This window comes from Tropicibacter naphthalenivorans (assembly GCF_900176475.1).
Classification (GTDB): Bacteria; Pseudomonadota; Alphaproteobacteria; order Rhodobacterales; family Rhodobacteraceae; genus Tropicibacter; species Tropicibacter naphthalenivorans.
Map to the genome: position 1 here is coordinate 230,613 of NZ_FWXX01000001.1, position 24,757 is coordinate 255,369.

The 24,757-nt window shown below is 62.5% G+C and carries 31 protein-coding genes, 2 tRNA genes and 1 other RNA gene; 16 read left to right on the plus strand and 18 right to left on the minus strand.

Annotation, left to right across the window (positions count from 1 at the left end):
• Window positions 1-9 precede the first annotated feature (9 nt).
• From hydA to B9A11_RS01080, 7 genes are all read left to right on the plus strand, one after another.
• The gene (hydA, locus tag B9A11_RS01050; protein WP_058246186.1) at window positions 10-1,464 is read left to right on the plus strand and encodes a dihydropyrimidinase; all 1,455 of its coding nucleotides are present in this window, start codon (window positions 10-12) and stop codon (window positions 1,462-1,464) included.
• Between the two features lie 63 nt (window positions 1,465-1,527).
• Window positions 1,528-1,866 (plus strand): hypothetical protein, encoded by a 339-nt coding sequence (locus B9A11_RS01055; protein ID WP_058246185.1) that lies wholly within the window; start codon window positions 1,528-1,530, stop codon window positions 1,864-1,866.
• Window positions 1,863-2,657 carry an ABC transporter ATP-binding protein gene (locus tag B9A11_RS01060; RefSeq protein WP_058246184.1) on the plus strand — a complete coding sequence of 265 codons (795 nt, stop codon included), beginning with the start codon at window positions 1,863-1,865 and terminating at the stop codon, window positions 2,655-2,657. The genes B9A11_RS01055 and B9A11_RS01060 overlap by 4 nt, the downstream gene beginning before the upstream one ends.
• Complete coding sequence (locus B9A11_RS01065; RefSeq protein WP_058246183.1) at window positions 2,654-3,085, plus strand: GNAT family N-acetyltransferase; 432 nt, start codon at window positions 2,654-2,656, stop codon at window positions 3,083-3,085. The genes B9A11_RS01060 and B9A11_RS01065 overlap by 4 nt, the downstream gene beginning before the upstream one ends.
• Window positions 3,082-4,029 (plus strand): ABC transporter permease, encoded by a 948-nt coding sequence (locus B9A11_RS01070; protein WP_058246182.1) that lies wholly within the window; start codon window positions 3,082-3,084, stop codon window positions 4,027-4,029. Before B9A11_RS01065 ends, B9A11_RS01070 begins: the two co-directional genes overlap by 4 nt.
• Before the next feature lie 103 nt (window positions 4,030-4,132).
• The gene (locus B9A11_RS01075) at window positions 4,133-4,978 is read left to right on the plus strand and encodes an ABC transporter permease (RefSeq protein WP_058246181.1); all 846 of its coding nucleotides are present in this window, start codon (window positions 4,133-4,135) and stop codon (window positions 4,976-4,978) included.
• 51 nt (window positions 4,979-5,029) lie between these two features.
• Complete coding sequence (locus tag B9A11_RS01080) at window positions 5,030-6,019, plus strand: ABC transporter substrate-binding protein (protein WP_058246180.1); 990 nt, start codon at window positions 5,030-5,032, stop codon at window positions 6,017-6,019.
• 56 nt (window positions 6,020-6,075) lie between these two features.
• Here B9A11_RS01080 and B9A11_RS01085 read toward each other — a convergent pair whose 3' ends face one another.
• From B9A11_RS01085 to B9A11_RS01100, 4 genes are all read right to left on the minus strand, one after another.
• Window positions 6,076-7,119 carry an L-idonate 5-dehydrogenase gene (locus B9A11_RS01085; protein ID WP_058246179.1) on the minus strand — a complete coding sequence of 348 codons (1,044 nt, stop codon included), beginning with the start codon at window positions 7,117-7,119 and terminating at the stop codon, window positions 6,076-6,078.
• A gap of 69 nt (window positions 7,120-7,188) precedes the next feature.
• Window positions 7,189-8,163: an Lnb N-terminal periplasmic domain-containing protein gene (locus B9A11_RS01090; protein ID WP_058246178.1), complete on the minus strand. Its 975-nt coding sequence runs from the start codon at window positions 8,161-8,163 to the stop codon at window positions 7,189-7,191.
• 53 nt (window positions 8,164-8,216) lie between these two features.
• Window positions 8,217-8,495 carry a YiaA/YiaB family inner membrane protein gene (locus tag B9A11_RS01095; protein WP_058246177.1) on the minus strand — a complete coding sequence of 93 codons (279 nt, stop codon included), beginning with the start codon at window positions 8,493-8,495 and terminating at the stop codon, window positions 8,217-8,219.
• Window positions 8,496-8,601: 106 nt separating this feature from the next.
• Window positions 8,602-9,279, minus strand: coding sequence for a PspA/IM30 family protein (locus tag B9A11_RS01100; RefSeq protein WP_058246176.1), 678 nt, complete (start codon window positions 9,277-9,279; stop codon window positions 8,602-8,604).
• 107 nt (window positions 9,280-9,386) lie between these two features.
• Between B9A11_RS01100 and B9A11_RS01105 the strand changes: the two genes are divergently transcribed.
• The 3 genes from B9A11_RS01105 (at window position 9,387) to B9A11_RS01115 (ending at window position 11,299) form a co-directional block, all read left to right on the plus strand.
• A complete protein-coding gene (locus tag B9A11_RS01105; protein ID WP_058246431.1) occupies window positions 9,387-9,995 on the plus strand; it encodes a TetR/AcrR family transcriptional regulator in 609 nt (202 codons plus the stop codon).
• A gap of 140 nt (window positions 9,996-10,135) precedes the next feature.
• Window positions 10,136-10,846, plus strand: a complete 711-nt coding sequence (locus B9A11_RS01110) for a hypothetical protein (protein ID WP_058246175.1) — start codon at window positions 10,136-10,138, stop codon at window positions 10,844-10,846.
• Window positions 10,847-10,960: 114 nt separating this feature from the next.
• Entirely contained in the window at window positions 10,961-11,299 is a 339-nt protein-coding gene (locus tag B9A11_RS01115) for a hypothetical protein (RefSeq protein ID WP_058246174.1), read from the plus strand.
• A 48-nt stretch (window positions 11,300-11,347) separates the two neighbouring features.
• Here B9A11_RS01115 and B9A11_RS01120 read toward each other — a convergent pair.
• Window positions 11,348-11,424: transfer RNA gene (locus B9A11_RS01120), tRNA-His, on the minus strand.
• A gap of 148 nt (window positions 11,425-11,572) precedes the next feature.
• Here B9A11_RS01120 and B9A11_RS01125 point away from each other — a divergent pair.
• Entirely contained in the window at window positions 11,573-11,761 is a 189-nt protein-coding gene (locus tag B9A11_RS01125) for a DUF6324 family protein (protein ID WP_058246430.1), read from the plus strand.
• Between the two features lie 9 nt (window positions 11,762-11,770).
• Here the strand turns inward: B9A11_RS01125 and B9A11_RS01130 are convergent, their stop codons facing one another.
• Window positions 11,771-12,199, minus strand: a complete 429-nt coding sequence (locus B9A11_RS01130) for an MmcB family DNA repair protein (protein WP_083499759.1) — start codon at window positions 12,197-12,199, stop codon at window positions 11,771-11,773.
• Window positions 12,200-12,329: 130 nt separating this feature from the next.
• On the opposite strand from B9A11_RS01130, the gene B9A11_RS01135 reads away from it, so the two are divergent.
• The 3 genes from B9A11_RS01135 (at window position 12,330) to ssrS (ending at window position 14,631) form a co-directional block, all read left to right on the plus strand.
• Window positions 12,330-13,619 (plus strand): hypothetical protein, encoded by a 1,290-nt coding sequence (locus tag B9A11_RS01135; protein ID WP_058246173.1) that lies wholly within the window; start codon window positions 12,330-12,332, stop codon window positions 13,617-13,619.
• A gap of 70 nt (window positions 13,620-13,689) precedes the next feature.
• Complete coding sequence (locus tag B9A11_RS01140; RefSeq protein ID WP_058246172.1) at window positions 13,690-14,433, plus strand: COG3904 family protein; 744 nt, start codon at window positions 13,690-13,692, stop codon at window positions 14,431-14,433.
• Window positions 14,434-14,475: 42 nt separating this feature from the next.
• A non-coding RNA gene (ssrS, locus tag B9A11_RS22660) (6S RNA) lies at window positions 14,476-14,631 on the plus strand.
• A 451-nt stretch (window positions 14,632-15,082) separates the two neighbouring features.
• Here ssrS and B9A11_RS01145 read toward each other — a convergent pair.
• The 6 genes from B9A11_RS01145 to rlmB form a co-directional block, all read right to left on the minus strand.
• Window positions 15,083-15,403: a hypothetical protein gene (locus tag B9A11_RS01145; RefSeq protein ID WP_058246171.1), complete on the minus strand. Its 321-nt coding sequence runs from the start codon at window positions 15,401-15,403 to the stop codon at window positions 15,083-15,085.
• A 144-nt stretch (window positions 15,404-15,547) separates the two neighbouring features.
• Window positions 15,548-16,021, minus strand: a complete 474-nt coding sequence (gene nusB / locus B9A11_RS01150) for a transcription antitermination factor NusB (protein ID WP_058246170.1) — start codon at window positions 16,019-16,021, stop codon at window positions 15,548-15,550.
• Entirely contained in the window at window positions 16,018-16,569 is a 552-nt protein-coding gene (locus tag B9A11_RS01155; RefSeq protein WP_058246169.1) for a 6,7-dimethyl-8-ribityllumazine synthase, read from the minus strand. Before B9A11_RS01155 ends, nusB begins: the two co-directional genes overlap by 4 nt.
• A complete protein-coding gene (gene ribB / locus B9A11_RS01160) occupies window positions 16,569-17,693 on the minus strand; it encodes a 3,4-dihydroxy-2-butanone-4-phosphate synthase (protein ID WP_058246168.1) in 1,125 nt (374 codons plus the stop codon). Before ribB ends, B9A11_RS01155 begins: the two co-directional genes overlap by 1 nt.
• A 64-nt stretch (window positions 17,694-17,757) precedes the next feature.
• A complete protein-coding gene (locus B9A11_RS01165) occupies window positions 17,758-18,027 on the minus strand; it encodes a hypothetical protein (protein ID WP_058246167.1) in 270 nt (89 codons plus the stop codon).
• Window positions 18,028-18,063: 36 nt separating this feature from the next.
• Entirely contained in the window at window positions 18,064-18,840 is a 777-nt protein-coding gene (gene rlmB / locus B9A11_RS01170) for a 23S rRNA (guanosine(2251)-2'-O)-methyltransferase RlmB (protein WP_058246166.1), read from the minus strand.
• A gap of 128 nt (window positions 18,841-18,968) precedes the next feature.
• Here rlmB and B9A11_RS21315 point away from each other — a divergent pair.
• Window positions 18,969-19,052, plus strand: a tRNA-Tyr gene (locus B9A11_RS21315).
• Between the two features lie 91 nt (window positions 19,053-19,143).
• On the opposite strand, the gene B9A11_RS01175 is transcribed toward B9A11_RS21315, so the two are convergent.
• From B9A11_RS01175 to B9A11_RS01185, 3 genes are read right to left on the minus strand one after another with little or no spacing between them, the layout of a single operon-like run.
• Window positions 19,144-19,935: a metal ABC transporter permease gene (locus B9A11_RS01175; RefSeq protein WP_058246165.1), complete on the minus strand. Its 792-nt coding sequence runs from the start codon at window positions 19,933-19,935 to the stop codon at window positions 19,144-19,146.
• The gene (locus B9A11_RS01180) at window positions 19,925-20,662 is read right to left on the minus strand and encodes an ATP-binding cassette domain-containing protein (protein WP_058246164.1); all 738 of its coding nucleotides are present in this window, start codon (window positions 20,660-20,662) and stop codon (window positions 19,925-19,927) included. Before B9A11_RS01180 ends, B9A11_RS01175 begins: the two co-directional genes overlap by 11 nt.
• The gene (locus B9A11_RS01185) at window positions 20,659-21,135 is read right to left on the minus strand and encodes a transcriptional repressor (protein WP_058246163.1); all 477 of its coding nucleotides are present in this window, start codon (window positions 21,133-21,135) and stop codon (window positions 20,659-20,661) included. Before B9A11_RS01185 ends, B9A11_RS01180 begins: the two co-directional genes overlap by 4 nt.
• A 94-nt stretch (window positions 21,136-21,229) precedes the next feature.
• Here B9A11_RS01185 and B9A11_RS01190 point away from each other — a divergent pair, with 94 nt between their 5' ends.
• Complete coding sequence (locus B9A11_RS01190) at window positions 21,230-22,177, plus strand: zinc ABC transporter substrate-binding protein (protein WP_058246162.1); 948 nt, start codon at window positions 21,230-21,232, stop codon at window positions 22,175-22,177.
• A gap of 4 nt (window positions 22,178-22,181) precedes the next feature.
• On the opposite strand, the gene B9A11_RS01195 is transcribed toward B9A11_RS01190, so the two are convergent.
• Genes B9A11_RS01195 through B9A11_RS01205 form a run of 3 tightly spaced genes read right to left on the minus strand, consistent with a single transcriptional unit; the run spans window position 22,182 to window position 24,684 of the window.
• Window positions 22,182-22,961: a LamB/YcsF family protein gene (locus B9A11_RS01195; protein WP_058246161.1), complete on the minus strand. Its 780-nt coding sequence runs from the start codon at window positions 22,959-22,961 to the stop codon at window positions 22,182-22,184.
• A complete protein-coding gene (locus B9A11_RS01200; protein ID WP_058246160.1) occupies window positions 22,958-23,956 on the minus strand; it encodes a 5-oxoprolinase subunit C family protein in 999 nt (332 codons plus the stop codon). The genes B9A11_RS01195 and B9A11_RS01200 overlap by 4 nt, the downstream gene beginning before the upstream one ends.
• Entirely contained in the window at window positions 23,953-24,684 is a 732-nt protein-coding gene (locus B9A11_RS01205; RefSeq protein ID WP_058246159.1) for a 5-oxoprolinase subunit B family protein, read from the minus strand. Before B9A11_RS01205 ends, B9A11_RS01200 begins: the two co-directional genes overlap by 4 nt.
• Window positions 24,685-24,757 lie beyond the last annotated feature (73 nt).

Here is a 24,757-nt window from a genome sequence, read left to right on the forward strand (position 1 = left end):
GAGTACGCCATGAGCACTGTCATCAAGAACGGCACCATCGTCACGCACGACCGCACCTATAAGGCGGATGTATTGGTCGAGGGCGGGGTGATCACCGAGATCGCGCCGGACCTGACCGGGGACGAGGTTTTGGACGCCACCGGCTGTTACGTCATGCCGGGCGGGATTGATCCGCACACGCACCTTGAGATGCCCTTTATGGGGACCTACTCCAGCGATGATTTTGACAGTGGGACGCAGGCGGCGCTGGCGGGGGGGACCACGATGGTGGTGGACTTTGCCTTGCCCTCGCCGGGTCAGGGTCTGCTGGATGCGCTGAAGATGTGGGACAACAAGTCGACGCGGGCCCATTGCGATTATTCGTTCCACATGGCGGTGACTTGGTGGGGCGAGCAGGTCTTTAACGAGATGGAGACCGTGGTGCGCGAGCGCGGGATCAACACGTTCAAGCATTTCATGGCCTACAAGGGCGCTCTTATGGTCAATGACGACGAGATGTACGCGAGCTTTGGCCGCTTGGCTGAGCTGGGCGGGATCGCCATGGTCCATGCCGAGAACGGCGATGTGGTGGCCGAGCTGTCTGCCAAGCTGCTCGCCGAGGGCAACACCGGCCCCGAGGCGCATGCCTACAGCCGTCCGACGCAGGTCGAGGGTGAGGCGACGAACCGCGCCATCATGATCGCCGACATGGCGGGGGTGCCGTTGTACGTGGTGCATACGTCCTGCGAGGAGAGCCACGAGGCCATTCGCCGGGCGCGCCAGCAGGGCAAGCGGGTCTGGGGCGAGCCGTTGATCCAGCATTTGACCTTGGACGAGAGCGAGTATTTCAACCCCGATTGGGACCACGCCGCGCGGCGGGTGATGTCGCCGCCGTTTAGGAACAAGCAGCATCAGGACAGTCTTTGGGCAGGCTTGCAGTCGGGGTCGCTCAGCGTGGTGGCCACGGATCACTGCGCCTTTACCACCGAGCAAAAGCGCTATGGCGTGGGCGACTTTACCAAGATCCCCAACGGCACCGGCGGGCTGGAGGACCGGATGCCGATGCTGTGGACCTATGGGGTCGGCACGGGCCGTCTGACGCCCGAAGAGTTCGTGGCCGTGACCTCGACCAATATTGCCAAGATCCTCAACTGCTATCCGAAAAAGGGCGCGGTTCTGCCGGGCGCGGATGCCGATCTGGTGGTGTGGGACCCCGAGAAGACCAAGACGATCACCGCGGACAAACAGGTTTCTGCCATTGATTACAACGTCTTCGAGGGCAAAGAGGTCAAGGGCCTGCCACGTTTCACCCTGACGCGCGGCCATGTAGCGGTGCATGACGGCGAGCTGCGCTCTCGCGAGGGCCACGGCGAATTCGTCAAGCGCGCGCCCAATACAGCGACGAACAAGGCGCTGTCCACGTGGAAGGAGCTGACCGCGCCGCGCCCGGTGGAACGGTCGGGTATTCCGGCAACGGGGGTTTAAGGGCTTGAACCACGGCGCGGCCTGTCAGAGGCTGCGCCCATCCCAAGTTCCAAGAGGTTTCCCATGCGTTTGTCCTGTCTCGCGCTGATCGCGCTTGTCCTTCCCGCTGCCGCTTTGGCGGATGGTCCCTATGGCAATGCGCCGGGCTGTGCGGATGGGCCAGCGCAGGACGGTGCGGTGCTGTTCCACCCCGGCGAGCGCATCGAGTTCGCCGAAACAAGTTGCCCGATCACCGGCGTCTTGCAGGTCGGCGCGGGGGCCATGGTCTTGACGCTGGCGTGCTCTGGCGAGGGCGAGACCTGGGAAGCCTATTACATGATCGAAACGACGGCGGAGGGCGGCTTTGCCGTCTACCCGGAAGACCGCCCCGAGGACCGAACCGAGCTATCACAGTGCAAATGACGCCCCAAACCACGACCGACGCGCCTGTCATTCAGGCCAAACACCTTGACCTGACCTTTCAGACGAACGACGGGCCGGTGCACGCGCTCAAAGACGTGAGCCTTGATATCCCCAAGGGCAGTTTCGTCAGCTTTATCGGCCCGTCCGGCTGCGGCAAGACCACCTTTTTGCGCTGCATCGCGGGCCTTGAAACGCCCACGGGCGGCACGCTAACCGTCAACGGCATGACCCCGGACGAGGCGCGGCGCGCCCGCGCCTATGGCTATGTCTTTCAGGCGGCAGGGCTGTACCCGTGGCGCACCATTGGCCGCAACGTCGCCCTGCCCTTGGAAATCATGGGCTATTCCAAGACCGAACAGGCCGAGCGTGTGGCCAAGGTGCTGGACCTCGTGGAGCTGTCCGGCTTTGACAAGAAATTCCCGTGGCAGCTGTCGGGGGGGATGCAGCAGCGGGCCTCGATCGCACGGGCGCTGGCCTTTGACGCCGACATCCTGCTTATGGACGAACCCTTTGGCGCGCTTGACGAAATTGTCCGCGACCGCCTGAACGAAGAGGTGCTGCGGCTCTGGGCGCGCACCGAAAAAACCATCGGCTTTGTCACCCATTCGATCCCCGAGGCGGTGTACTTGTCGACCCATATCGTGGTCATGTCGCCGCGCCCGGGCCGCATCACCGACGTGATCCACAGCCCGCTCCCCAAGGAGCGCCCCTTGGACATTCGCGACACACCCGAGTTCATCGAAATCGCCCACCGCGTCCGCGAAGGGCTGCGCGCCGGGTACCTCGAATGACCGCGCCAGAGCCCATCCGCCGCGCCACCCGCGCCGACATCCCGGCCATGACCCGGATCGTCTGCGATTGGGAGGTCGAGGTGCCCTTCGTGGCCACTCCGGCCCAGCCTGAGGTCATCGAACCGATCATCCAAGACACCTTTGACGCGCGCCAGATGTACGTCGTGGGCGAACCGGTGGACGGCTACATGTCGCTCGACCCGGTCGAGAACAAGATCGGCGCGATCTACCTGACCCGCCGAGGCACCGGCATGGGCAAACGCCTGATCGATCTGGCCAAAGAGGGGCGCGATACGCTCTGGCTGACGGTCTTCACCGAAAACACGCGGGCGCAGGCCTTTTACCGGCGCGAAGGTTTCGTGGTCACCGGCACCATCCCGGCGACCGACGCCATGGCCGAGACCCTGAAAATGGAGTGGACCCGATGAAAAAGGTGCTCCCCGTCCTGACCTTGGTTCTTGGGCTGATCGCCCTATGGTACGTGGCCGCGATCCCCATGAACATCAAAGAGGTCCTGACCCAGGCCGAACGCGACGGCGCAACGATCACCCCCGCCAGCGCCCAAGAGCGGCGCGATCTGTCGAACCTGTCGCTGGTTCTGCAAAACCCCGGCCAGATCGGCCAAAGCTGGTCGACCAAGCGCCCGATCCTGCCCGCCCCGCACCGCGTGGTGGCCGAACTGTACGACAGCACCATCCATGAGGAACTCACCGGCCGCCGCGGCATCGTCCGCTCTGGCACCCTGTCCAACCGCTCGCTGATCTACCACGGCCTCGTCACGCTCAGCGCCACGGCGCTCGGCTTTGCCATCGGCGCGACGCTCGGCATCGCGCTGGCCATCGGCATCGTGCACAGCCGCGTCATGGACATGTCAGTCATGCCCTGGGCCATCATCAGCCAAACCATCCCCATCGTCGCCCTCGCCCCGATGATCATCGTGGTGCTCTACTCCATCGGCGTCCAGGGCCTGCTGCCCAAGGCCATCATCAGCGCTTACCTCTCCTTCTTCCCCGTGGTCGTCGGCATGGTCAAAGGGCTGCGCAGCCCCGATCACATGCAAATGGACCTGATGCGCACCTACAATGCCGGGCAAACCACTGTCCTCAGCAAACTGCGCCTGCCCTCCTCGGTCCCCTACCTCTTTGCCAGCCTCAAGATCGCCATCGCCGCCAGCCTCGTCGGCGCCATCGTCGGCGAACTCCCGGTGCAAAAAGGCGGCCTCGGCGCGCGGATGCTGGCCGGCAGCTACTACGGTCAGATGGAGCAAATCTGGGCCGCGCTCTTCATGGCCGCCGCCCTCGCCGCAACGCTGGTCTGGGCCATCTCGGCCGCCGAACGCGCAACCCTCAAGAAAATGGGCATGGCACAATGACCCACCCCAAGGCCCAAACGCCCCCCGTCTTCTTCTCTTTCCAAATATCCCCGCCGGAGGCTCCCGCCCGCACGGCCCCAACCCAACGCAGCGAGGGCGCACAATGACCCAAGTCCTCTCCGCCCTGCTGATCTGGGCCGCAGGCTTTGCGCTCAACGTGAAACTGGCGAACGGCCCGGCCCATGACACCGCCGCCACCCGCACGGCGATCCCGGTGATCTTCGGCATCACCATCCTGCTGATGTGGGAGCTCCTGGTGCGCGGCCTCGGCGTGCCCACCGTCATCCTGCCGCCGCCGTCGCTGATCGCCGAGACCTTCGCCGCCAATCTCGGCACCCTCTGGCAAGACTTCACCCAAACCATCCTCAAAGGCGCGCTGTCCGGCTATCTCATTGGCATTCTGGCCGCTTTTGGCACCGCCCTCTTGGTGGACCGCTACGACTTTCTCAAGCGCGGCCTGCTGCCCATCGGCAACTTCATGGCCGCCCTGCCCATCGTCGGCACCGCCCCGATCCTCGTGATGTGGTTCGGCTTTGGCTGGCAGAGCAAAGCCGCCGTCGTGGTCCTGATGGTCTATTTCCCCATGCTGGTGAACACCGTCGCGGGGCTGCAAGACACCACCGCCATGCAGCGCGACCTGATGCACACCTACGCCGCCACGTGGTGGCAAAGCATGGTCAAACTGCGCCTGCCCGCCGCCCTGCCGTTCATCTTCAACGGGCTGAAAATCAGCACCACCCTCGCGCTCATCGGTGCCATCGTTGCCGAGTTTTTCGGCAGCCCGACCCAGGGTCTGGGCTTTCGCATCTCGACCAGCATCGGCGCGCTTGACCTTGGCATGGTCTGGGCTGCCATCCTCGTCTCAGCCCTCGCAGGCACGGCCTTTTACGGCCTGATGACCGCGCTGGAACGGCGCATGACCTTTTGGCACGCGTCCCACAGAAAATGACCCCGAATGGGGCAAGACATTAACCACAAAACACCAACAAGGAGTGACTTCATGAAAACGACCCTCTTTACCGCCGCTGCCGCCAGCCTCGCGCTGATGTCCCCGGCCTATGCCGCCGATGACGTCACCCTTCAGCTCAAGTGGGTGACGCAGGCGCAATTCGCCGGCTATTACGTGGCGCTGGAAAACGGCTTTTACGAAGAAGAAGATCTGAACGTCACCATCCTGCCCGGCGGCCCCGACGTGGCCCCGACCCAAGTCATCGCGGGCGGCGGCGCGGATGTGGTCATCGACTGGATGCCCGCCGCCTTGGCTGCGCGCGAAAACGGCCTGCCGCTGGTGAACATCGCCCAGCCGTTCAAGTCCTCTGGCATGATGCTGACCTGCTGGGGCGACGTCGGCATCGACAAACCCGAAAGCCTCGCTGACCGCACCTTGGGCGTCTGGTTCTTTGGCAACGAATACCCCTTCCTGTCGTGGATGTCCTCGCTGGGGATCGAAACCCATGGCAAGGCCGAAGGCTCGGTTGAGGTTTTGAAACAAGGGTTTAACGTTGATCCGCTGCTGCAGCGTCAGGCCGATTGCATCTCGACCATGACCTATAACGAATACTGGCAGGTGCTGGACAGCGGCGTGTCCGCCGACGAGCTTGTGACCTTCAAATACGAAGACCAAGGCGTCGCCACGCTCGAAGACGGGCTCTATGTGCTCGAGGAAAACCTGTCCGACGAGGCCTTCAAGGACAAGATGACCCGCTTTGTCAGAGCCTCGATGAAGGGCTGGAAATGGGCCGAGAAAAACCCCGAAGAGGCGGCGATGATCGTGCTGGATTATGATGAAACCGGCGCGCAAACCGAAGAGCACCAGATCCGCATGATGGGCGAAGTGGCCAAGCTGACCGCCGGGTCCAACGGCGCGCTGGACGTGGCGGATTATGAACGCACGGTGGCGACCCTGTTGGCGGGCGGCTCTGACCCGGTGATCACCAAGGCCCCCGAGGGCGCCTACACCATGGAAATCACCGACGCGGCGCTGAAGTAAGCCCCTGTCTTTAAACGGAAAACGGCCCCGCTTTGATCTGCGGGGCCGTTTTTCGTTCAGCCTTCGAAGGTCAGGTGCACCTTGACCGCCTGCGTGCGATCCCCGGCCAGATCAAAGGCCGCGACCGCATCGGCCAAGGGCATGGTCTGCGTGATGATCGGGCGCACGTCGATGCGCCGTTCGGCAATGGCCTCTACCGCGTCAAAGAACTCTGCTTGGAAACGCTGGGTGCCCTGATAGGTGATCTCTTTGCCCACCAACATATTGATCGGCAGAGCCAAATCCCCGGTGACGCCAACCTGCACGATCTTGCCCTGCGGGCGCACCGCCGCAATCGCCGTGCGGATCGCAGGCCCTGCCGCCGAGCACTCGAACACCGTGTCAAAGTGGCCTTTGTCCGCCGTGTAGCGCTCCATCTCGGCGCTGTGCAGGCCCACGTTGATGACCCGCGTTGCGCCCATTTTCTCTGCTGCGCCAAGGGCATAGTCCTGAAGATCGGTCACCACGATTTCCGATGCGCCGCCATCGCGGGCCACCGCAGCACAAAGCGCGCCAATCGGCCCCGCGCCGGTCACCAGCACACGTTTGCCTTGCAGATCGCCCGCCATGGTGCGCGCGTGCAGACAAACCGACAGCGGCTCGGAGCAGGCCAGTTCGCCTAAATCCACCTCGGGCGCGACCTTGACGCATTGCTTGGCGGGGATCACCAGACGGTCGCGGAACAGGCCTTGTTCGTGCGGCATCCGCATGGCCGATCCGCGAAAACGCATGTTCAAACAATGGGTTGGCAATCCTTCGGCGCAATAGGAACATTCTCCGCAAGGCATCGACGGGTTCAGCGCAACCCGGTCGCCAACCGCCAGATCGGTGACGCCAGCGCCCACGGCGCGGATCACGCCAGAGGCTTCGTGCCCGAGGATCATCGGCTGCTGCACCCGGATCGGGCCAAAGCCGCCGTCGTGGTAGTAGTGCAGGTCCGACCCGCAAATCCCGCCCGCCGCGACGGCGACCAAAACCTCGCCCGCCCCCGGCTCTGCCACGGTTTCGGTTTCAACGCGGATGTCTTTCTTGCCGTAGACGCGGCATACACGGGTGTCCAAGGGGCGCTCCTGTCGGAAATGGTATACCAGATATCGCTAACAGATGCGCCGCTTGGGTCAAGCCTTGTTTCAGGGGCGTATGGCGGCGGAAAAGCCGGGGCCGTCACCGTGGGCCATGGCGCGCTCGCTGATCTTGGCGGCGGCGCGGCGCTGGGTCATATCGCCCTGCCCGCCCAAAACGCCGAGGTCATCCAGGTATTCCGGCAGGTTCCCCGACAAAACCAAACGCCAATCGAGCGGCAGATCGGGCTTGAGGCTTTGCGCCAGTCCGTAGACCACCGTCGTGCAGTTGGCGCCAAGCGTGTTGTAGAATTGCGGGCGGTTTTCCAGTTTTTGGGCCAGCTCGACATAGGACATGAACATCGTTCTACGTTGCTCAGGCGTCAGGTTGACCGGGAACAGGCTGACATCTTCGCCGCGATGATTGGTGCGCAGACGGACAATGTCGTCTTCGGTGGCGGCGATCAGGACCAGTTCGAACTGGCGAAAGAACCCCCCGATTTCATTAAAGATTTCATCGGCTTCGCGGCGGATTTCCACGGAAAAGGCAACCTGCTGCCCGCCTGCGAACCCAAAGCTGACCAGCAGATGCGCGATGTCGGGGCTGTCCCAGACCGAAGTCAGCATGTCGACGGTTTCCAACTGATCAAGGTCGTAGGTTGCGCTGATCCATTGCGCATCCGCGTCGCTGGCAGAGGTCCATTTGAAATCGCGAACGTTGTTCAAAGTGATCGCATCGCCATCGACACGCGCCTGCACCCCGCGCGAAACATCCACGGCCCAGTCGCGGTGCTCCTGCGGGCGGATCGTCTGGTACCAACTCGCGACAGCCAGCACGGCGATGGCCAGAACCGCCCAGCCTTTGCGCCGAGAGCGCAGCCGTATGACACCCGCCGCCACAACCGCAAGAGCGAGGCTGCCAAGCGCGAGTGCCAGACCAATGCCGGACAGGTGCAACCTAAAGGCGGTGACGCTCCAGGCTGCGAAGGCGATCAGCAGGACGGCAAACAACAGGTGAAAAGCATAGCGGAACAAGCGGGTCATCGGGGCGGTCCTTGTGCAGGAAACGGCGGGCGGGTGTCCCCCGCCCGGTCGGTTCAATACTCGTCGCGCGAGGCTTCGGCGAGAAGGCGCTCTGTCTTGGCGTCTTCGATCTTGTTGTAGATGCGGTCGGATTCTTCTTTGTCGCGCAACACCTTGGTGATCGAAGCGGTGGTGTAGACCAGCATCAGGGCCGACATGGCGTAGTAGCCTTTTGCGGAAAAGCTGGCGTCGAGCGACCAGATCCCGCCGGCCATCATGACGGCGGCGGTGCCGAACATGAAATAGGTGAAAAGGTTCCAGGCGTTCGAGACTTTGGGGGCGTAAGTGGTCATGAGAATTCTCCGAATTTAAGGTTTTGTTTACCCGCGATGGGCGCAGGGTGGATCACGTTTAAGGCGAATAAAGGGCGCCTGCGTGGAAAACTGACGCCCTTTTGCGTCAATCGACTTGGGCGCGCAGGCGGGCCAGAACGTCGGCGGCCTGAGCGCGCACAGGGGCCCCACATCCCGCCGCTGCCAGTCGGGCAGACACCGTCTCGGCGCTGCTGCTGATGTTCAGTTCGGTCAGGGCGATTTCGACTTCGTCGGCGTGCTCATGGCGCGTGTTGAGGCGATCCAGCATGGATTCCGCTTCGCGCAAGGATGCCATAACACCGTCGCAGGTCGACCCGCGCAGGCGGTGGGTGCGGTCAGCCGCATCGGCGATTTGCTTGCCCCGCTGAAGCGCACGAAGGCGTTGTTCCGAAAGGGAAACCTGTTCGCGCAGCTTGGTAATTTCCGTGTCGTAATGCGCGATAGATTTCTCGACGGCGGCGCGCTCGGCTTCGAGGTCGGCAATGGCCGACGCCGCTTCGATCGCCAGATCCTCGCGCCCCTGAGCGAGGGCGGACATGGCGCGCGTCTCGAGGTCAGCAATCTGTCCGGCAATCCGCTGAGCGTTTTTCCGTTCGCGGGCACAGTAGGCCATCACAACCGCCACAGAGCGCTTGGATTTTTCCAATCCGTCCGCCGCGTCGCGCAATTGTTGGCGCAGGATCGGCAGGGCATTGGCATCGGTGATCATCTCTGCCGCGTCATAGGAACGGCTGCGGATCAGGGTCGTCATCATCTTGAACATCTGTCTCTCCATCGTTATGAACATTGTTCATGAACTACAGGTAGCAAACGCGTGAACGTCGTTCAAGCTTTTTCTGAACATCGTTCACGGAAACAATGGGGCACGAAATGGGAAACACTCGCGAAGAAAAGCGCGCCGATCTGCTCAAACGACTGATTGACGCCGCCGAGGCCGAGATTATCGAACACGGGCTTGCCGGGCTCAAAGCGCGGGCGGTGACCACACGGGCGGGCTGTGCTTTGGGCGCGCTTTATAATGCGGTGCAGGATCTGGACATGCTGGTGCTGCATGTGAACTCGCGCACGCTGAACAACCTGGGGACCGAGCTGCGCATCGCCCTGCCCCCAAAGGCGGCCCCGGTCGATACCATGCAGGCGCTGGCCTCGGCCTATGCGGATTTCGCCACGCGCAACCGCAACCTATGGATCGCGCTGTTTGAACATCGCCTGCCCCCGGGCGTGGACGCCCCTGACTGGCATAAAAAAGACCACGCGGTCTTGATCGAGGTGCTCTTGCCCACGCTGGGAAAACTGCGGCCCGATCTGGACAAAGACGCCTTGATCTTGCGCGCCCGCACCACCTTTGCCGCCGTTCACGGCGTGGTGCTCTTGTCGCTGCAAGGGCGTTTCGTGGGCGTTCCAGCGGACGTTTTGAAATCAGAAATCGCGGCGCTGGTGACGGCGATGACCCGCGGCCTGCAAGCCACGCCCGAGTGAACTGCGCACGGATTTAACCGCCGTGCCACATCTGTGCGACGGGAATTTTCCGTAATTCCCCACCGAGCGGCGAGAAATCTCTTTGCCAGAATCATGTTCAAGTAGAAGCTGCGGGAACTGGATTTTTCACCCCGGAGCATTTGAAGATAAAAATTAACACCCTGGCCGCCATTGGCGACTGCCTTTTATCAAGCAGCCTTCATGCTGATATCCTCATCAGCGAGGACAAACAGGATATCCCGATCGGACAAATCGGGATGTACAGCGACTTTGAGACGCCGACACCGGAAAACATGCTGTATGAGGCCGTGATGTTGCCGAACAAAAATCTTGTCGTTCGTAAACCGGGCGGGGACGTTGTCTGGGGCATGTACCAAACGATTGCCGACCCTGTTATAAACGGCCACATTGCCAGCTACGCTTTCCAAGACGGCCAACTGGTCCTCAAGAACCATGATGACGAACCGATATGGAAGACGCCAGACCAGCCCAACAGAACCGAGGCGACCCTCGACATCACCTATTGGGGCGGGCTTCAGATTACAAAACCCAACCCCGATGCGGCCACCGATCCAACGGCCCCCAAACGCATTGTTTTATGGGACAGCCAGGGCATCCTTGAATACGAACCGGACCCCAAGAAAATTCAGGCTTTCATAACGCCGAACCACAGACCGCCAGCGCGGTGGACTGACGAATGGTTTTACCAAAAATTGCAGGACAACAAAGAGAGTTGCCTGGAAGTGACCGACGTGCAGGACGACCGGGATTGGCACAACAACAAAGACTCCCGCAACTTCCCCATAAAGGCAGAACTCTTGGACAAACTGCCCGAAGACGTTTTGACATAATGTGACAATTACGACGAGTACATCATCCGGATCAAAACCAAAGGCTTTGTAATACCGCAAAAGGATGTCCAGGATTACCTTCAGAACCACGACCAGACTGACCTCCGCGACCAGATGGATTACTACGAAGACACGCTTGATGAATATGCCAAGTGTCTCGAGGCCGGAGATCTGCGCGAGAGCGGCTTTGGGTGCTGGTTGGATCACGGTGATCCGCTTGCCGAGGTGGCACAGAAAATCCATGACAGCGTGCAATTGCTGGACCCGCCCGAATGCGAACCGATTTCCGGTTTCCCGATATGCGTCTACGCCATGCGGGACCGCAGCAACAAGCACTTCATCCCGATCCGTGGAACAAAGAATGTCACCATCACCGGTCTGTACGATGTGAACCTTTACCTGTCGAACACGATTCTCACGGCGACGAATATAACCGGCAAGGTTAGGCTATAACCCTGCTCTGCGAAGACAGCAGCAATAGCATCATCAAGTCGGGGGGAGTGGTACCACCTCCCCGGCTCGAACGGGGGACCTCCTGATCCACAATCAGGCGCTCTAACCAACTGAGCTAAGGCGGCACTGGCGCGGATGTACAAAGTGCGCCGGGTGATTGCAACCCTCAAATCGCAGCTTTTTTCGCACAAATGCACGTGGCGGGTTGGCTCGCTTGCAAAATCGGCCGCGCGGCGCTATGCGCCTAGAACCTTTACACAGGCGGTGAGCACCATGGGCATTAACGACGAACGCGACATCGAAGCCAACCTTCAGATCGGTCCGACCGACCAAGGCATGGTCCGCCTGTTCATCGCGGCGGGTGATTTGGAAATCCCGATGGATTTTCTGCCCGATGAGGCCGAAGAGATCGCCGAAGAGATCATCGCTGCGGCGCGAACCGCCGCAAAGACCAAGCGCTAAGCGTTTATTTCAGAACGACAAACGGGCATCCGGGTCGCGCAAAGCTTGCAGCCTGCGCGCCGCGTGGATCGCGAATTTCCGGGTCAGCTTTGTCCGCCGGGCGGCGGGCAGTTTATCCTCTGGCGACATGCGGATAATCTCGGCGTCATAGGCGTCCGCAATGATCAGCCCCGTGCCTTCGGGCAACAGCTCGGTTGGGAAATCTTGGTCAACGGCCCAGAAATACCTGTCGCAAAAGGGTAAATACCCCTCCCACTTGCTGTCGCTTTGAAAGTCGGCGCGGCTGGATTTGCATTCGACACACCACAGTTCGCCCTTGGGGCCAAGCGCGAGCACGTCCATCCGCAACCCCCTGTCGGGCACGAATTCCTCAATGGTTACAAAGCCATGGGTGATCAGATGCCGACACACACCCCGCGCCAAAAGCTGCCCCGGCATCATCTGTTCGTTGCGCAATTCCATGCTCACAAAGATGAACAATCCGTGAACAAATGCAAGCCCTGCGGCGCAAAGGCTAACAATCATTAATTTAACGCCTAAGTTGTTCCCGCGAACAGTAGGAGCGTCCATGTCCGAATCCCACCTTTCCCGCGCCGAAGCGCGGGGCGTGCGGTATGCCCGCGAACTCGAATCCCACCTCACTTGGCTTGAAACCTTCTCTGGCACGGCGCTGGGGGTTTTGGCTGTTGCCTCAGGCATTTACACCTACTTAGGCGTCTCATCCCTGCTGGACGAAAACGGCGCCATGTCGGTGTTCGCAGCGATCGCCTATTCGACAGCTGTGTCGGTCGGCATCTTCGTGTTCTGGTCCTACCTGATGCGGCTGTTCCCCGCCGTCCGCTCGGCCCGCGCCAGAGCAGGGTTAATGGCCGCCATGGGGGCCGGCAGCCTTGCGATTGTCGCCATGTCAAGCTGGCTGAACGCGGCAGCACTGGCCGGGTCCGCCGCAGTCGAACAGCACCTCGCGCAGACCGTGCAGGAATACCAGCAAGCCCTTGAACGCTCTCACGAAATCGCCCTGTCGGCGCAGGCGTTGGAACGCGATGTGTCGCGCACCCGCCAGTCGTTCGAGGATCTGTCAGAGCAAGAGGCCGCAGGCTCGCTTTCGGGCCTTGCGGGGCGCGGCGCCGTGTTCCGCGTGCTGCGCCAAAAAGCGTCTGAACTCAGCGCTTTGGAAACCCAGATCGCGGCGCAAACCCCTTTGGTCGACAACGCCTTTATCGAAGGCAACACGATCCTGTCGCGGATGCGCGCCCTGACCGTCGAACCCGGCAGCGTCGAAGCGCGCTCCGTCGAATTTTCCGAAGCCGCCGTGCGCCTGCAAGGGCTGATCACCCAGCTGCGCCAGCTGTCCGTCGCGCCCTTGGTGGAACGGGCCGCGCAGGATCTGGCCGAATCGGTGGTCCTGCCCGAGCTGGACGGATCGACCGAAGCGGGCCGCAGCGACCAGGCCGCGACGATCACCTCGGTCCTTGAAGTCCTCGGCCAGCGCGCCGCCACACTCGAGCGCGCCGCGCAAAACGTCCAAGCCATGACCCCGCCCATCGACGTGACCTACACCCCGATTTCGTCGGCGGACGCAGTGATTCTCTACGCACGCAACTTTGTGCCCAGCTGGGCCGGGGCGATCGCCATCGACCTGTTGCCCGCCGTTCTGGTCTTTATCCTTGCGATCACCCAAGGCGCGATTCGCAATGGTCGCGAAGGCGCAGGCGTCGAAGACACCCTGACCCTGGCCGAGCTGCGCGCCGCCGTGACCGCCCTGCGCGAGGTCGAAAGCACCATGGCGATGAAGCCCGCCGAAGACGCGCCTGTAGACGCACCTGCGTCAGAGCCCACATCGGAGGACCGCGCATGATCGCCGGGGACGGTGGGCGGGGCGACTTTCGCAGAAAGAGCGCCGTCCCGCAGGCCCAAGGAGGTCCGCAATGAACGCAAAATCCATCGCCCGCACCCTCTCGGCGGTGCTGATCTTTCAACTCGGGATCGGCGGGCTGCTCATCCTTGGCGACATGAAGGGCAGCCCGCTGTCCCTGCCCTCCTTTGCGCCGGACGCGCCGCGCCTTACCCAGCCCGTGCGCCCCGGCGACCAGCGCCGCACCTACACCCCGGACCGCGATCGCCCCTCGGTCCAGCCCGCGCGAAACCCCGGCACGTTGCCCGACCGCCTGACCCTGACGCTGGAAGAAGGCACATGGCGGCTTGAAGGCACCATCGCGCCCGAAGACGCCCCGCGCCTGATCGCCCAGATCGACGAGGCCGAGCCTCCGATCGGTCGGCTGGTGCTGCAATCGCCCGGCGGGTCGGTGCAAGACGCGCTGGAGCTCGGTCGTCACTTGCGCGCCAGCGGCATCGACACCGAAATCCTGGCCGGAGAAATCTGTTATTCTGCCTGCCCTTACCTGTTTTCGGGCGGCGAGACGCGCACAGCGGCTGAGGGGGCATCCATCGGCGTGCACCAGCATAGTTTTGGTGAAAACACCCTGTTGCCCGCCTTTATCGCCATCGAAGACATCCAGCGCGGACAGGCCGAAGTCATGTCTTACCTGCTTGAAATGGGCATCGACCCGGCGGTGATGCAGCACGCGATGACCACCCCGGCGGACGAGATTTATATCCTTCTGCCCGAGCAGCTGACCGAGTATAAAATAGTCTCTGCCGCGGATGGCTAAGCCCTTGTCAGTGCCCTGTCGGCACCCTACCTAAGGCCTCGGCGGGTTCTGCCCTTCACGTGAACGGGCACATTCCGGTGGCCTTAAGCAAATCCGAGGGAGCTGGCTCTGGCGTTGCCGTGGCTTCGTTACCTGGCGCCCACCTGTATATACAGGTCCTCGGGAATGCACTGCTCACACGGTTGAGGTGGTTCCCGTCGCACAAACCTCCGGGTTTGTGCGACGCGTGGCAAGGTCGTGTTTCCAAAGGAAACGTGACAGCCACACAGAGAGGGCCTTGTCCCAGCATCAAACACAAACCTCCGGGTTTGTGCGACGCGTGGCAAGGTCATGTTTCCAAAGGAAACGTGACAGCCACACAGAGAGGGCCTTGTCCCAGCATCAAACACAAACCTCCGGGTTTGTGCGACGGGCGGCAAGGTCATGTTTCAAAGAAACGTGACAGCCGCACAGTAAGGGCCTTGTCCTAACATCAAACACAAACCTCCGGGTTTGTGCGACGAGCGGCAAGGTCATGTTTCGCAGAAACGTGACAGCCGCACAGAGAGGGCCTTGTCCCAACCAACTCATTCCAAATGCTAAAGAAAAAGGCCGCCCCACCGGACGGCCCCACATGTTGAACCTTGTTCAATCCAAATATGAACCGTGTTCAGCGGCGTTCGAACATCCGCACGTTCGACGGACGCTCTGCCGCAACCTTGACCGGCACGGGCGTCATCGCCACACGCTTCCCGCCCGCAGGCCTATCGTCGTCGCCCATACGCATGATGGCGATCCCGAATTGCACCCCGGCAAAGACGATCCCGTTAAAGACCCAAAGCATCACGGCTGCCACGACCCCCGCGTCAGAACCGCTTACCAAATGCCACAGGTTGGCAACGTTGAACCAAAGCAGCGCGCCGACAAACAGCGCCGACAGGCCGAAACCTGCGATAACCTGAGTGATGTACATTCGGATGAGCTTGGGCATTGGGCGTCTCCTTGCATTCCATATCAATGATATATCGCAATGGCCGGGTTTCAAGCCCATCTGACGCCGCAGGCAAAGCCTTGCCCAAAGAAAATGCCCCCGCAACTGCGAGGGCATGTCAGGAAAACCACTTTTGAACCGCGTTCAGAACGCCTCGGGGCGCGCCTCGCGGGCCATGTGATCCAGAACGGCGTTCACGAACCGCGCCTCTTTGCCCTCGGGGAAGAAGGCGGTGCAGACGTCCATGTATTCGACGATGATAACCTTGGGCGGCGTGTCGGTTTCCACAAACTCAGCGCCAGCGGCGCGGAACAGTGCCCGCAGAACGGAATCGATCCGGTCAATCTTCCACTTGGCGACGATGGCGCGGTCGGTCATCTGGTCGATCTTGGCCTGATAGCTGACCGCGGTTTCCAAGATCTGCGAGAACAGCTTGATATCGCCCTCGACCATTTCATCGCCATCCGGCGTCTCGGCCCCAAAGCGATAGTCCAGAAACTCGTTCCGCACGCGGTCAAGGCCCGCATCGGATTGTTCCATCTGAAACAGCGCTTGCACCGCGTAAAGGCGGCTGGCGCTTTTCATCTTGCGCTTTTGGTTGCCGGAAAGCTGGGTCATGTGACGGTCGGTCCCTTGCCTGCGGATGCGATCTGATACTCGTCCCGCGCCGGAGTGAATCCCACCCCGCTGCGCGGACCGCCCCACTTACGAGCAAGCGCGATCAGATGCAAGGCCGCAGCAGCCGCCCCGCCCCCCTTGTTTTGCCCGGCCGCTTCGGCGCGCACTTCGGCCTGTTTGTAATTTTCGACCGTAAGGATTCCGTTACCGATGCACAGACCTTGCAGCCCCAGCAGCGTCAGCGCGCGCGAGCTGTCGTTGCAGACCGTGTCGTAATGGGTCGTCTCACCGCGGATCACGCAGCCAAGCGCGACATACCCGTCGAAATTCGACATGCGCTCCGCGATGCCAATGGCCGTGGGCACTTCCAACGCGCCGGGCACTTGGATCGTCTCGTGGAAACCGCCGCAAGCCTCGATCTCGGCCTCGGCACCTTTGACCAGCTGGTCGGCGATGTCCTTGTAGTAGGGCGCAACGACGATCAGGATCTTGGGCGCGCGGTCGAACGTCGGGCGCTCCAACGTGTGATGGGTTTCGCCAATGGCCATTAACCTTGCTCCGAGATTTTCTGAGTTCCAACGATTTCCAGACCGTAGCCGTCCAGCGCGATCACCTTGGGCTGGGCCGAATTGGTCAGCAGAATCAGCTTGGACAGGCCCAGCGACGACAGGATCTGCGCGCCAAGCCCGTATTGCCGCAGCGTGCCAGAGGCTTGGGCCCCGGCGTCCAGCTTCATCGAGGTGTCGCGCAGCAGCACGACAACGCCGCGCCCGGCCTCGGCCACCGTTTTCATCGCGGTGCTGAATTCAAAGGCGCGCCCAGCGGGGCCAGCGCCAACCATATCCAGCATCGGGTCCAACGCGTGCATCCGCACCAGCACCGGATCGTCGCCGGAAATATCGCCTTTGATCAAGACGATATGCTCGTCCCCATGGGCGGTGTCGGTGTAAATCCGCATGTCCCATTCGCCGCCAAACTCGGATTGAATGGTTTCCTGAGACCGCACCGCCACAAGGTTATCGTGGCGACGGCGATAGGCGATCAGGTCGGAAATCGTGCCGATTTTCAGCCCGTGTTTCTGGCCAAAGGCGACCAGTTCGGGCAGGCGCGCCATGCTGCCGTCGTCATTCATGATCTCGCAGATCACCCCCGCCGGGTTCAGCCCCGCAAGGCGCGAGACGTCGACGGCAGCTTCGGTATGACCGGCGCGGACCAAGACCCCGCCATCGCGCGCGCGCAGCGGAAAGATATGCCCCGGCGTCGCAATGTCCGCCGCGCCTTTGCCCGCGTCAATCGCGACCTGGATCGTGCGTGCCCGGTCAGCGGCGGAAATCCCGGTGGTCACGCCCTCGCGCGCCTCAATCGACGTGGTAAACGCGGTCTCATGCCGGGACGAGTTGTTCGTCGACATCAACTCGAGCCCCAGCTCTTCGACGCGCGCCTGGGTCATCGACAGGCAGATCAGCCCGCGCCCGTACAAAGCCATGAAATTCACCACGTCCGGCGTCGCCCATTGCGCGGGAATCACCAGATCGCCTTCGTTTTCGCGGTCTTCGTGGTCAACGAGGATGAACATACGCCCGTTGCGCGCATCTTCGATGATGTCCTCAATAGAAGAGATCGCATCGCGCAGGTTCTCTTCGACGGGTCCGGGGGTTTCGAAATCAGGCATGGGACCTCCAACAACGTTACCAAATGGTTACGCCTTGTCAGGACCAAAGGCCAGAGCCGAGCCGTCAGTCAAAGATATCTTCGATGAGGTCAAATGCCTCACCCAGAAAGCGTTGCCCGAGGCTTTTCTTTTTCTTCTGCTTTTTCTGGGGTTTGGGCAGCTTTTGTTTGTGCGGTTTCAAGGGCTTGGGCTTTGATTCGGCCTTGAGGCTTTTCATGTCGTGCAAGGGAGCACCACAGGACGCGCAGGCCAGTTCGTGCTGCGTGTCGCCGGTCAAAACCAGCGCCGCACGGGTGCCGCAATAGGTACAAGTGGCGATCTTGGTGTTTTTCATGGGCCTTAGATGGGGGCGCGTGCCCCCGATCTCAAGTCAGCCGCGCGCCGCATACAGCGCCACCGCCGCCGCATTCGACACGTTGAGAGAGCCGAATTCGCCCGCAAAGGGGATTTTCACCAGCTGATCGACGGTTTCCTTGGTCTTTTGGCGCAGGCCCGGTCCTTCGGCCCCAAGAACCAGGGCGATGGGGCGGTCGCGTTTCCCGTCGAGCGCCTCGTCGATGGTCTGCTCGGCTTCGCCATCAAGGCCAAGGACCAAATACCCCAGCTTTTGCAAAGAGATAATGGTATCAGCAAGGTTCTTTTCACGCAGGTAGGGCTGGCGCTCCAGCGCGCCGCTGGCGGTTTTCGCCAAAGCGCCGGTTTCGGGGGCCGAGTTGTGGCGCGTGCCGATCACCGCCTGCGCGCCGAACACCTCGGCAGAGCGCAGAATCGCCCCGACATTGTGCGGATCGGTCACGCGGTCCAACAAAACAAGGCGCAGATGCCCTTCGGCGGCGATCGCCACGTCTTCGAGACGGCCCCAATCAAGCGGTTTGACCTCGAGCGCCGCACCCTGGTGCACCGACTGCGGGTCAATCGGCACCTTGAATTTGCGCGGATCGTGGATTTCAGGCTCCATCCCGCTGGCGGCGATGGCGTCTTCAAGCTTGGCCGCGGCGTTGCGCGTCAGAACCAACCGCAGTTTCACCCGTTTCGGGTTCATCAGCGCATCGCGCACCGCGTGCAGACCGAACAGCCAGACGGTCTCTGCCGCCGCTGCGCGTTTGGCCTGTTCCTTTTCGATGACCCACTTCGGTTTCTCCGCCATTTTTCCGTCTCCGTCAGCCGTTATCCCCCCTTCGCAGCTAAAAGACGCGATTGCCAGATTTTTCTTGTTGACGGCAGTTTAGAGCGACTGTATTCCCCGCCCCACGCCGACGATGATCGGTGCCCGGTGGGCGACAGGCCGCAAGGTGTGGCAGGGGACTGTAACTCCCTCGAGGCGACTCACGCCTGGTTCGATTCCAGGGTCGCCCACCATTTCTACCCTCTCAGACATTCTGAAATGTGTAGCCCCTTCAGGGGGCTATAGGGCGTTGTTCATGTTATGTCTGAAGTTGGGTCGGGGCGCTTAGGCCCCGCGCCCACCCTTTGCGATCAGCGACAGCGCGAACAGGATTGCAGCCGCGCAGACGATGCTGGGGCCAGCGGGCGTATCCCATTCCCATGCGCCCCACAGCCCGCCCAGCGACGCAAGACAGCCAAGGCCCATGGCCCCCAAAACCATCTGCTCGGGCGTGCGGGCAAAGGGCCGCGCCGCCGCTGCCGGGATGATCAGCAAAGCCCCGATCAGCAAAGCGCCTACCACCTTGATCGCCACGGCCACCACGATAGCCAGCGCCAGCATCAGGATGCGCCCTTCGCGGTCGGGATTGCCGCCCGACGCCCACGCCAGATCTTCGGATACGGTCGCCATCAAGAGCGCCCGCCAACGCCATGCAATCAGGGCAAAAACCGCCGCCGCGCCGCCCCAGATCACCGCCAGATCGGCTTTGCCCACGGCCAGAATGTCACCAAACAGGTAGGCTTGCAGGTCCAGCCTTGGCCCTTGGGCAAAGGCCACGGCGACCAACCCAATCGCCAAAGCGCTGTGCGAGGCGACCCCAAGGATCATATCGGCCCCGAATCCCCGGCCGGTCAGCTTGGCCACCATAAAGGCGACCACGACCGCTACGGCCAAGGTGCCCGCGAAAATCGGCAGTTCAAAGGCAAGGGCAAGCGCCACGCCCAGAATCGCCGCATGGGCCGTGGCATCGCCGAAATAGGCCATGCGCCGCCACACCACGAACACGCCCAAGGGCGCAGCGGCCAGCGCCACACCCACCGCGCCCAAGACCGCGCGGGCCAAGAAATCATCCAGCATCGCAAGGCCCTTCGTGGTGGTGGTGATGCGTGTGTTCGTGCCGGTAAAGCGCCAGCGCGCCCTTGGTCCCCGTGCCGAACAGAGCGCGATATTCTTCAGCCTGCGCAACGACTTCGGGGTGGCCTTCGCAGCACACGTGACCGTTGAGACAGATCACCCGATCAGAGGCGCTCATGACCACGTGCAGCTCGTGACTGACCATCAGAACACCGCAGCCCAGCGTATCGCGGACCTCTTCGATCTTGCGGTAGAAGGCCGCCTGCCCCGGTTGATCCAAGCCTGTCGTCGGCTCGTCCAGCAGCAAAAGCTGCGGCGCATTCAACAACGCGCGCGCAAGCAAAACACGCTGCAACTGCCCGCCGGACAGGCTGGCGATTTGTTGGTTGGCAAAGCCTGCGGCCCCGGCCTCTTCCAGCGCGGCAGCGCGGGTTTCGGCAGGCACGGGGCTTGGCAGGCTCAGAAAACGGTCCACGGTCATGGGCAACGACGGGTCCAGCCGCAGCCCTTGCGGAACATAGCCCAGACGCAGCCCCTTTTTGCGCGTGATCTTGCCGCTGGACGGCTTTACCGCGCCGATCAACGACCGCAGAAAGGTCGACTTCCCCGATCCGTTCGGGCCAACAACCGTCACGATTTCACGCGGTTGCATGGCAAAGTTCACGTTGTCCAGCACAGGCCGATCCCCGACCCGCACGGTCAGCCCCTTGACCTCGACCAGCGTCGTCATGCGGCGGGCCCGCAGGCGGGACACAGCCCTTCGGCCTCGATGGCGACACGTTCGACGCCGAAACCCAACTGCGCCGCCGCCTCGCGCAGCGCCTGTGCTGCCTGCCGACCGGGCGCTTCGACCACCGCAGAGCATTCGCGACAAATCAGGAAACACGGCGCGTGCCGCTCTCCCGGATGAGAGCAGGCGATAAAGGCGTTCAAACGCTCGATTCGATGCGCAAACCCATGAGAAACAAGGAAATCCAGCGCCCGGTAGGCCACCGGCGGCTGCGACCCCAGCTTTTCCGCGCGCAAATGTTCCAGCACGTCGTAGGCGCCCAAGGCCCGGTGCTGTTCGAGCAGGATTTCCAGCACCCGCCGCCGCACAGGGGTCAATTGCAGCCCTTTTTCCGCGCACTCCTCTTCGGCTTTGGCCAACGCCGAAGCCATGCAATGCGCGTGATCATGTGTTTCGAAACCGACCGGGTCCATGGCACCTTCCCTGAATTTGGCCTTGTGTATGTTACATTGTAACGATAAACAAGCCGCTACGTTATATCATAACACCACAAGGCGTGAATGTCCGATGCTCAAAACCCTCTTTCTTACAGCCGCGTTGATCAGTGGCACCGCCGCGCAGGCCGACGCGCCCAAGGTTGTCACCGACATTCCCCCCGTGCACAGTCTGGTGTCGATGCTGCTCAAGGGCGTGGGTGAGGCTGACCTTTTGCTAACACCCGGAGAATCGGCGCATGATTTTGCCTTGCGCCCGTCGCAAGCGCGCGCCTTGGCCGACGCCGATATGGTCGTCCTGATCGGAGAACATCTAACCCCGCAACTTGCGCGGCAAGTGGGCACCCTCGCCCCCGGCGCGCTCCATGTCGAGTTGGCCGAGGTGGACGGCACCCATTATCTGGCGTTCCGCGAGGCGGCGGTCTTTGCAATCGAAGACGCGCATGATGACCACGCGGATGACGGGCATAATGATCACGGGCACGGCCACGACCACGACCACGGCGGAGAGATTGACCCTCATCTCTGGCTCGCACCTGAAAACGCGGGCGTCTGGCTGGCGGCGCTGACCGAGGCGCTCGCCGCCCAAGACCCCGCAAACGCCGAGACCTATCGCAGCAACCACCGTGAAGCGCTGAGCACAATCGAGGCCGCCACCGCGCAGGCCGAAAGCGCCTTGAACACCGTTCACGATGTCCCGCTGGCGATCTTTCACGACGCCTTTCAGTACTACGAAGACGCCTTTCACCTGACCGTCCTTGGCGCGATTTCAAACGGCGATGACGCGGCCCCCGGCCCCGCCCGATTGGCCGAACTGCGCGCCGCATTCGAGGCCACGCCGCCCGCCTGCGTACTGACCGAAGCGACCACGTCGGGTCTTTTGGGAGCGGTCACCGACGGCGATATTCCGGTGGCGACACTGGATCCGCTTGGCGCGTCGCTCGAGCTGGGGGCATCGCTTTACCCCAGCTTGCTCATTGATATCGCAGATAAAATTTCCGACTGCGCAGCACCGGACTAAACCGTTACAGCGCGCCGCGCCGCCCTTGGAACGGCTGAATGGTCACACCGGCCTCGGCCAGTCCGGCGCGCACGGCCTGCGCCATCGTCACAGCTGTCTCTCCGTCGCCGTGCAAGCAAATCGTGTCCACGGCGGCGGGGATCGGATCGCCCTTGGCGGGCAGGATGGCGCCAGCTTGAACCATGTTCACGACACGCTGAGCGGCCTCTTGGGGATCGTGGATCACCGCCCCCGCCAAGCTGCGATCCACCAAGGTCGCATCCTCGTTATAGGCCCGATCGGCAAAGATCTCGCCCGCCCAAAGACAGTCCAACCGCTCGACCGCGCGTTGCTGCTGCGTTGCGGCCAGAACCATGATGATGATCTCTGGCGCGGCCTCCAGCGCGGCGCCGAAACAGGCCTGCGCAAGACCGAAATCTTCGGACGTCATATTGGCCAAAGCGCCGTGCAACTTGAGGTGGCGCACCTGCGCCCCGGCGGCGCGGGCGATCCCCTGCGCCGCGCCCAGCTGATACTGGATCATGTGCCGCAAGGTCTTGTCCGGCAGGTGCATCCGCCGCCGCCCGAACCCTTGCAGATCGTGAAAACCGGGATGCGCGCCGATGCCCACGCCCTTTTGCGCCGCCAGCCCCATGGTCTGCGCCATCACATCCGGATCGCCCGCATGAAACCCGCAGGCGATATTCGCCGAAGAGATCACCTCTAGCAGCGCCGCGTCCTGCCCCATGACCCAGGGGCCAAAGCTTTCGCCCATATCGGCGTTCAAATCGACGGTTTTCGTCATGGCATGTCTCCTGCGGTCACGCCGCTGATCAGAGTGTAGGACAACAGGTCGGGGATATCGGCGGGGTTGCGCACCCGCGGCACGGCGCTGCGCGGCAGGCGGTCAAGATGCGCGCGATAGGCGGTCTCGGCGGTCAGCGCCTCGACCCGCGTCACAAAAAGAAAGCGCAGCGGTGCGCCCGGCCCGGCCTGCGCCACGCGCGGCAAATCACAGGGCAAAACGGTGCCGATTCGCGGGTAGCCGCCGGTCGTCTGACATTCGGCCAACAACACATAGGGCGCGCCATCGCCGGGGATCTGGATGTCGCCGGGGGTGATCACTTCGGACAGGATCGTCTGCCCGTGGTCCAGCCCAAAGCCACGCGTTTGCGGCAGCACGCGCAGCCCCATCCGGTTGCCCCGCGCATCGCGGGTAAAGGTCTCGGCCTCGAAACGCGCACGCTCGGCTTGGGGAAACAGGTCGGTTTGCAGGCTGGGCAGCACCCGCAAGATGCCCCCTTCAAGGCGGTTTTCCACCGGCAGCGTCAGGCCAGAGGGGCCGTCTTTGGCGGAGATCGGCAGGTGATCGCCGTTTGTGATCACACGGCCCAGACCCGCGGCGAGATGCGCGCTGGTGGCGCCCAGATGCTGCGGCAGATCGAAGGTGCCGCCAACGGTGAGATAGCCGTAAACGCCGGTGCTCGCGCCGCCGATGTCCACGGTCGCGCCAGCAGGCAGGCTGTGCGAGGCGTTCCACGCCAACGGCGCGCCATCAGCGGTCGCTCGCATCGGCGCGCCGCTGAGCGCAATGCGCAGCGGGATCGTGGTTTGAAAACGCCCGCCGAAGCCCGCCATTTCCAGTGCATTTCCAATCGGTTGACCCAGCAGCGCCGCGCCTTCGGCAAGGGCCAGACGGTCGGCCGCCCCGCCTTGGGACAGCCCTTGGGCGAGGTAGCCAGGGCGGCCCAGATCCTGCACCGTGACGCCGGGGCCCGCGCTGTGGACGATCAAGGTCATAGCGGCCTCATGCGGATGCCGCCCATGGGGTCAGCTTGCAGCGCCTCAAAGGCGTCGCGCGGCACGGCGGGAAAGACGACCTCATCGCCGGGGCGCAGCAAGAACGGCTCTGCCGCGTCGGGCTGAAACAGCTGCGCGGCGGTCTGGCCAATGTGCCGCCAACCCGTTGGCGTGGATACGGAAAACAGCACGAACTGGCGGATGGCCACGACCAGCGCGCCCACCGGCACCTTGGGCGTCAGGCCGGTTTGGCGCGGAATGTCCCACGGCTCTGGCAAGGTGCCAAGATAGGGCTGACCGGGGGCGAACCCGATGGTGGTCACACGGGTGCGCGCGGAGGAAAGCGACGTGATCGCCTCGGCCTCGCTCATGCCCGCCAGCCGCGCGGCCTCGGCCAGTTGCGGCGCCAAATCGGTGCCGTAAACCGTTGGAATTTCGATCAAACGTCGGCCCGAGGGCAGTTCGGCGGCGTACCAGTCCTGCCCCGCAAGAAGCGCTTTGATCTGCGCCTCGAGTCGCTCCAGCGGCAGGTGCAGCGGATCAAAGCGAACGTAGGTCGAGACCAGCGAGGTCGAGGTTTCCTCGATCTGGGGAATGTTGGCCCGTTCCAGCGCCGCGCGAAAGGCCAGCGCCGCGCGGTTCGCGGGTTCGGACAGGTGGTCGGCGAAACGGACAAGCAGCCCGTCAAGGCCGACGCTGGCAAGACTGGGGAAAGGCTGGGACGACATGCGGGGGACTGTGCCGGGGGAGGCGCGCGAAGACAAGGCTTGGCCGCACCCCGGCGGATCTTGGGAAAGTCGG